General features: G+C 73.6%; 6 protein-coding genes. 4 read left to right on the plus strand and 2 right to left on the minus strand.

The features are described from left to right. Positions 1-36 precede the first annotated feature (36 nt). Positions 37-1,734 carry a hypothetical protein gene (locus FMEAI12_RS25655; RefSeq protein WP_131625065.1) on the minus strand — a complete coding sequence of 566 codons (1,698 nt, stop codon included), beginning with the start codon at positions 1,732-1,734 and terminating at the stop codon, positions 37-39. Between the two features lie 546 nt (positions 1,735-2,280). Here FMEAI12_RS25655 and rplM point away from each other — a divergent pair. From rplM to glmS, 4 genes are all read left to right on the plus strand, one after another. Beyond that, positions 2,281-2,724: a 50S ribosomal protein L13 gene (gene rplM / locus FMEAI12_RS25660; RefSeq protein ID WP_071066133.1), complete on the plus strand. Its 444-nt coding sequence runs from the start codon at positions 2,281-2,283 to the stop codon at positions 2,722-2,724. 132 nt (positions 2,725-2,856) lie between these two features. After that, positions 2,857-3,264, plus strand: coding sequence for a 30S ribosomal protein S9 (gene rpsI, locus FMEAI12_RS25665; protein ID WP_020463457.1), 408 nt, complete (start codon positions 2,857-2,859; stop codon positions 3,262-3,264). Between the two features lie 159 nt (positions 3,265-3,423). Then, positions 3,424-4,827: a phosphoglucosamine mutase gene (gene glmM / locus FMEAI12_RS25670; protein WP_112108127.1), complete on the plus strand. Its 1,404-nt coding sequence runs from the start codon at positions 3,424-3,426 to the stop codon at positions 4,825-4,827. Positions 4,828-5,012: 185 nt separating this feature from the next. Beyond that, positions 5,013-6,908 carry a glutamine--fructose-6-phosphate transaminase (isomerizing) gene (glmS, locus tag FMEAI12_RS25675; protein WP_112108129.1) on the plus strand — a complete coding sequence of 632 codons (1,896 nt, stop codon included), beginning with the start codon at positions 5,013-5,015 and terminating at the stop codon, positions 6,906-6,908. A gap of 98 nt (positions 6,909-7,006) precedes the next feature. Here the strand turns inward: glmS and FMEAI12_RS25680 are convergent. Further along, positions 7,007-7,647 (minus strand): PadR family transcriptional regulator (locus FMEAI12_RS25680; protein WP_146776766.1); only part of this gene is annotated, 641 nt, incomplete at its 5' end.

Below are 7,647 nucleotides of genomic sequence, written 5' to 3' on the forward strand. Positions count from 1 at the left end.
GCGTGGCTGACCCGGTCGTCGGGCTGAAAGGTCTGGTCAGCGGGTGCTGGAAGTCGGGCTCGGGGCGGTGCCGGTCCCGCCGACGATCATGCGCTGGGCGATCGGTTCGGTGGCGATCAGTCCGAGATCCGTGATCACGTTCCGGAGGGCCGGGTCGTTGGCCGAGCCCTGGCTTCCGTCCACGTAGGCGAGCTGGGTGAGGATCATGTAGTGCCCGCGAGCGATCGCGGCGCGCCAGGAGTTGTCCCCGCCCGGGCCGAGGACCCGCGGGTTCTGGATGGAGCCCGCCGGGATCGGCGGCGCAGCCACCCCGCCCCGGCCCTCCGCCGCGATCTTCGCCGCCGCCGTCGCGGTCGCCTGCTCGTCAACGACGAAGACCGAGATGCCGGCGAGCACCTGCGGCTGACCGGCGACCGGAGAGCTGACATACAGGGCACGGACGAGTTGGCGGCACACAGCGCCCTTGAGCGTGGTGACGAGCTCCCCGCTCAGCTCCGGACATCCTGAGACGAGGCTGCTGGCGATGCGGGTGTAGTTGTGTCCCTGGATGGTGACCCGCTCGTCGGCGAAGAACTCGTTCGGCCGCACCGGGGTGGAGTCGGACCGCGCGCTGTTGATGAAGTTCGGGTCGACCGTCGGGGGACTCGGCCTGGCACCGGCCGCGGTGGATCCACCGTCGCCGCCGCGCAGCACTGTGATCACCGCGCCCGCGGCGAGTACGACGAGGACGAGGCCGACGGCCACCGCGAGGACACCCCGTGAGCGGATGGCCCGCCGCCAGCCCGGCGCCGGTGAGTCGCCCTCCTCCGGCAGCTGGAAGCGTCTCGCCTGGAAGGCGGCGAACCGCCCGGGGACGGGTTCGTCCTCGGGATAGGGATCGTCGTGCGCGGGGCCGAGCCTGGGCCCACCCGGCAGGTTCGCCCGGCGGGCGTCGCCGCGGCCGTCGGTGCGTTCACCTGGCGCGCCGAGGCGCGCATCGCGCTGAGCCGGGTCGGCGGCGGGCGTTCCCGCGGCCCCGGGCTCCGCCGGCCTCGTGAGGACGGGAAGCGGACTCGTGGCGGTCCGGACCTGAAAGGAGTAGCCGTCCGTTCGGGGACCGGTCGACGGGCCACCCGCCGGCCCGGCCGCGCCGCCGATGCCGCCGGCCGTGTCAGCGTTCCCCCGGACCGCGCCGCTCGGGACGGTGCCGCCCGGGACGGTGCCGCCCGCCGCCGTATCGGCGGTGGGTGCGCCGGTGAACGGTTGCCCGAACGGCGGCGTTCTGTCGGTGGGCAGCTCGTCGGCGGGGTGTCCGCCGATGGGATGCCCGCCGGTCGGATAGCCGCCCGGCGCGCGGCCGGCGAGGGGATAGGCGCCGGTCGCGTAGGTGGGCATCGGGCCGAAGAGCGGGTCCTCGACCGGTGGCGTCCAGCTGCCCGTGTCCGGGGCGTCCCAGTCCCCGGCATCTGGTGCCGGCGTGGTCCAGCCCCCGGCGTCCGCCGACCCCATGCCCGCCGAGTCGGCGTCCACCGGGCTCTCGTCCGGATGGGACGGGGTCGGACCGCCCCACTGCGGCGTGGGCTCGCCAGGGGCGGCGTCCACCGGGCCGGGGAGACCGCCCGGGGCCCCGTACCAGGGGGGCGCGGCGGCGGCGAGTGGATCCAGGGCCCACTGGAGGTCGTCGTGGGGCGATGGGCCGCCGTGCGGCCCGGTCGCGCCGGTGGGCGGTCCGCCGCTGCCGGGTTCGGGTGGCATGCGCTCCTCCTCGCTCATCCCCCCGACGGCCTGCCGCCTGCTGCCTGTTCCCAGCTCCGCGCGGCGCTCGGCCGGCGGAGGGCGGCGCGGCTCCCGTGGGAAGCCGACGCGCCCGGCCGGTGGGCGAAAGAATATCGGAACTAGTCATATGGGCCTGTCGGGGCTGTTCGGTCGCCCGCCGCGGCCCCCCGAAGGGGCGGGTCAACGGTCCGAACCGCGCATATGACGCCTGTGGACGGCGGGATAACCCCGGGTGTTCGGGGTGATCTCAACGGGCGTCCGCCCCGCGGCCGGGAGCCGTCGGTCCTGCTCCGCCGATCGCCTGGTAACCTCAAAGACTGCTGCGGTCATACAGCCCCGGGACTCAACGACTTCCGTGGGCTCAAGCCCCGCGTGCTGGGGGACCGCGCCCAAACTTCTGGTAACGCGACTCTTGGCAATGCATCTGGCACACCTCGCCTTGCAACGCACCTCGCCTTGCAGGGCACCTCGCTAGCGACACCGACGAGGCTCCCCGCGAGTTCGTCCGAACGAGAAGGCAGACCTGTGCGCACGTACCAGCCCAAGCCCGCGGACGTACAGCGCGCGTGGCACATCATCGATGCCACCGACGTCGTGCTCGGTCGGCTGGCCAGCCAGGCGGCCCAGCTCCTGCGCGGCAAGAACAAGCCGTACTTCGCCCCGCACATCGACACGGGCGACTTCGTGGTGATCATCAACGCCGGCAAGGTCGCCATGACCGGTAACAAGCGCGAGCAGGCCAAGTACCACCGGCACTCGGGCTTCCCGGGCGGTCTGCGCAGCACGTCCTACGGCGAGCTGCTCGACACGCGTCCCCACGTGATCCTCGAGCGGGCGATCCGTGGGATGCTGCCTCACAACCGGCTCGGCCGCGCGCAGGGCAGCAAGCTGAAGGTGTACGCGGGTCCGACTCACCCGCACCAGGCGCAGCAGCCCGTCCCGTACGAGATCAAGCAGGTCGCGCAGTAGTCGCGGCTCGATGGGCATCCCGAATAACGCGGGCGGCGTTCAGCGTCCGTCCGACTAACGGCCCGACATGACCGATCGGGCCGTTTCGGGTGGCCTCGAGCGATCTGGTTACAAACAAGGAAGGAACGCGACGTGGCTGTCGTGACCGACGCCCAGGGCAACCCCCGTGCTACCGGGCGGCGCAAGGAGGCGGTCGTCCGGGTGCGCCTGATCCCGGGCACCGGCAACTGGAACCTCAACGGGCGCAAGCTCGAGGAGTACTTCCCCAACAAGGTGCATCAGCAGCTCGTGAACGAGCCGCTGAAGACCCTGGAGCGGGCCGAGTCCTACGACGTGGTGGCCCGTCTGCACGGCGGCGGCGTCTCGGGTCAGGCTGGCGCGCTGCGCCTGGCCATCGCCCGGGCGTTGATCGTCGTCGACGAGGAGGCGCGCCCCACCCTGAAGAAGGCGGGCTTCCTCACCCGGGACGCACGGGTGAAGGAGCGGAAGAAGTACGGCCTGAAGAAGGCCCGTAAGGCGCCTCAGTACAGCAAGCGCTGACCCGCTGCCCACTGCGTGCGGTGGTCGAGCCCGGCAGGCACGTCCTGCCGGGCTCACAGGCGCGCGGTGGTTTCGTTCCATCCAGTGGTCTCGTTCCGATGTCCGCGCGGCGTGCCGGTGGCGCGTGGCGGTGCTGCTCCGATCCCTTGGGAGGCCTCAGTGGCGAGGCTTTTCGGCACCGACGGCGTCCGCGGTGTCGCGAACGCCGACCTGACGGCGGAGCTGGCGCTCGCGCTGGCGTCCGCCGCGGTGGAGGAGGTCGCGGACCGCGGCACGCCACCGCCCGGTCCGGTGGACGGCGTGCCCGTCGCGCGGTCCGCCCACGGCATCGACCACCGGCCGCTCGTCGTCGTGGGGCGGGACACCCGCCCGTCCGGTGAGTTCCTCGAAGCCGCGGTCGTCGCCGGTCTGGCCCGCGCGGGCGCGGACGTCACCCGGATCGGGGTCGTGCCGACCCCCGCCGTGTCCTACGTGGTCGCGGCGACCGGCGCCGACCTGGGCGTCATGCTCTCCGCGAGCCACAACCCGATGCCCGACAACGGGATCAAGCTCTTCGCCGCGGGCGGGCTGAAGCTGCCGGACGACGTCGAGGACGCCATCGAGCGCCGCATCGCCGGCCCGGCGGCACGCCGCCCGGTGGCGGCCGCGGTCGGGCGGGTCCGCGACGACAGCACGCTCGTCGACGGGTACGTCGACCACCTGCTCGCGACCCTGCCCGGCGGCCCCGGGGGCCTGCGTGGCCTGCGGGTCGTCGTGGACTGCGCCCAGGGCGCCGCCTCCGATCTCGCCCCGCGGGTCCTGCGCGCCGCCGGCGCCGACGTGATCGCGCTGCACGCCGACGGCGACGGGCTGCGCATCAACGACCGTTCCGGGGCGACCCACCTCGACAGCCTGCGCGACGCCGTCGTGGCGCACGGCGCCGACGCCGGCATCGCCCACGACGGCGACGCCGACCGGTGCCTGGCCGTGGACTCCGCCGGGGAGATCGTCGACGGCGACCAGATCCTCGCTCTGTGCGCGCTGGCGCTCGCCGAGCGCGGCGAGCTCGAGCGCGGCACCGTGGTCGTCACCGTGATGTCGAATCTCGGGTTCCACCACGCCATGCGCGACGCCGGCATCGACGTCGTCACCACCCCGGTCGGGGACCGCTACGTCCTGGAGGCCATGCGCTCCGGCGCCTACTCGCTCGGCGGAGAGCAGAGCGGGCACGTGGTCTTCCTCCGCCATGCCGGCACTGGCGACGGGCTGCTCACCGCCCTGCAGATCCTCGGCCGGATGGCGGAGACCAGCCAGCCGCTGCACGAGCTGGCGAAGGCGATGACCCGGCTGCCACAGGTCCTGGTGAACGTCCGCGGTGTCGACCGGGCGCGGGCGGAGACCTCCGACGAGCTGCGCGCCGCGGTGGCCGACGCCGAGGCGGAGCTGGCCGGGGCCGGCCGGGTGCTGCTGCGGCCGTCCGGCACCGAGCCGCTGGTGCGCGTGATGGTCGAGGCACCGACGGACGAGCTCGCCCGGGACGTCGCCGGCCGGCTCGCCGACGTCGTGCAGCGCACCCTGCGCTGACCAACGCGCCCTGCGCTGAACCCGCGTTCGCACCCGTCACCCGCGGGCCCGTTCCGCGGGCCCGATTTCCGCGGGCGGGGAACGTCGGGCACGTGCCGGTGGATTCGGCCGACGCCGACGGGACATCTCCGGCAACCGAGTGGTCCGTGCCTGGCGCTCGGACCGGACTGCGTACGCTGAGCAACATGTGCGGGATCATTGGTTACGTCGGTGATCAATCAGCCTTGGACGTCGCGCTGAGCGGGCTGCGTCGGCTGGAGTACCGCGGCTACGACTCCGCGGGTGTCGCCGTCGTCGGCGCGGGTGCGCTGAGAACCGCGCGCCGCGCCGGGCGGCTGGCGAACCTGGAGAAGATCCTCGGCGAGGACAACGACCCCATGCCCGGCACAACCGGGATGGGGCACACCCGCTGGGCGACGCACGGCGGCCCGACCGACGTCAACGCCCACCCGCACACCGACTGCACCGGCACCGTCGCGGTGATCCACAACGGCATCATCGAGAACTTCGCGGAGCTGCGCGCCGAGCTGGAGGCCGCCGGTCACGAGCTGGCCAGCGAGACCGACACCGAGGTCGTCGCCCACCTGCTCGAGATCGAGATGGCCCGCGATCCCGGCTCCCGCCCGGCGGGGGGTGCGGCGGGGTCGGCGCTCCCGCACCCGCTCAGCGAGGCGTTGCGCATCGTGTGCCGCCGGCTGGAGGGTGCGTTCACGCTCGTCGTCCTGCACCGGGACCATCCCGAGGTCGTCGTGGGCGCGCGGCGCAACAGCCCGCTCGTCGTCGGCCTCGGCGTGGGCGAGACCTTCCTGGCCAGCGACGTCTCCGCGTTCATCGCGCACACCCGTGAGGCGCTCGAGATCGGCCAGGACCAGCTCGTCGAGGCCCGGCGCGACGGTGTGACCGTCTACGACTTCGCCGGCGCCGTCGTCGAGGGGCGCCGCTACCACGTCGACTGGGACGCGAGCGCCGCCGAGAAGGGCGGCTACCCCTACTTCATGCTGAAGGAGATCAGCGAGCAGCCCACGGCGCTCGCCGACACGCTGCGCGGGCGGCTCTCCGCGGAGGGCACCATCGTCCTGGACGAGGAGCGCCTCTCCGACCAGGACTTCCGCGACATCGACAAGGTCTTCATCGTGGCCTGCGGGACGGCCTACCATGCCGGCCTGATCGCCAAGTACGCGATCGAGCACTGGACGCGGCTGCCCTGCGAGGTCGAGATGGCCTCGGAGTTCCGCTACCGCGACCCGGTGCTGGACCGCTCGACGTTGGTCGTCGCGATCAGCCAGAGCGGCGAGACGCTCGACACCCTGATGGCGGTCAAGCACGCCCGTGAGCAGAAGGCCCGCGTGCTGGCGATCTGCAACACGAACGGCTCGACGATCCCGCGCGAGTCGGACGCCGTTCTGTACACCCGGTGTGGTCCCGAGGTGGGCGTGGCGGCGACGAAGACGTTCCTCGGGCAGGTGGCGGCCTGCCTGCTCGTCGGCCTGTTCCTGGCGCAGACCCGGGGCGTCCTCTACGGCGACGAGGTCGCCGCCTACGTGGACCGGCTACAGCGCGTCCCGGAGCTCGTCCGGCGCACGCTCGCCACCGTCGAGCCGGTGCGGGAGCTCGCCCGCGGCCTGGTCGACGCCAAGGCGGTGCTGTTCCTCGGCCGCCACGTCGGCTACCCGGTGGCACTGGAGGGCGCGCTGAAGCTGAAGGAACTGGCCTACATGCACGCCGAGGGCTTCCCGGCCGGGGAGCTGAAGCACGGCCCGATCGCGCTGATCGAGCCCGGCCTGCCGGTGGTCGTGGTCGTGCCGTCGCCGCGCGGGCGGGCGAGTCTGCACGGGAAGATCGTCTCCAACATCCAGGAGGTCCGTGCCCGCGGCGCCCGCACGATCGTGATCGCGGAGGAGGGCGACACCGCCGTCGAGCCCTACGCGGACCACCTGATCCGGGTTCCCGCCACGTCATCGCTGTTCGCACCGCTGGTCACGACCCTGCCGCTGCAGGTCTTCGCCTGCGAGCTCGCGCTCGCGCGCGGGCTGGACGTCGACCAGCCGCGCAACCTGGCCAAGTCCGTCACGGTCGAGTAGCACCAGCGCGGCCCGGGCCGAGGGCCGTCAGGTGTGTCGCCTCGGCACCGCGGCGGAGGGGCGCGCCGGCGTGGTGGCCGGCACGCCCCCGTCTGGCGTCAGCCCAGGTCCTTCGGCTGTCCGCCGGGTGCGCTCGCGCCGCCAGCGGCCGGGCCAGGATCGGTGGCACCGGCCGTGCCGGCGGGCCCGGATGCGCCGCCGTCCTCGGCCGGGCCGGCCGCCGGTGAATCCGTCAGGTCGCCGGCGAGGATGCGGTACAGGCCGCGCCGGGTCTCGGTGAGGAGGTCCCGGGCCGCGGCGATCTGGTCGGCGTCGCCGGCCTGCGCGACCTGGACGACCGCCGCGCCGACCCCGAAGGCCAGCGTCCGCAGCGCGGTTGTCTCGTCGTCCGCGCTCGCCGCCGCGGTCTCCCACGGCTTGGCCGTTCCGGCGCGGGCCTCCACGTGGGCGCGGCCCGCGTCGGTGAGGTGGAAGACGCGGCGCCCGTCGCGCTCCTCGGCGCGGACCAGCCCCTCGTCGGCGAGCAGCGACAGCACGGGGTAGACGGAGCCGGGACTCGGCCGCCAGACCCCGCCGCTGCGGGAGGCCAGCTCGCCGATCATCTGGTAGCCGTGCATCGGCTCCTCGGCGAGCAACGCGAGCAGTGCCTCGCGGACGTCGCCGCGGGCGACCCGTGCCCCGCGCCCGAAACCGGGCCCCGGCGGGAAGCCGCGGCCCGGTTTCGGGCGCGGGGCACGGG

Origin of the sequence: Parafrankia sp. Ea1.12 (assembly GCF_900465275.1) — a bacterium.
GTDB lineage: Bacteria > Actinomycetota > Actinomycetes > Frankiales > Frankiaceae > Parafrankia > Parafrankia soli.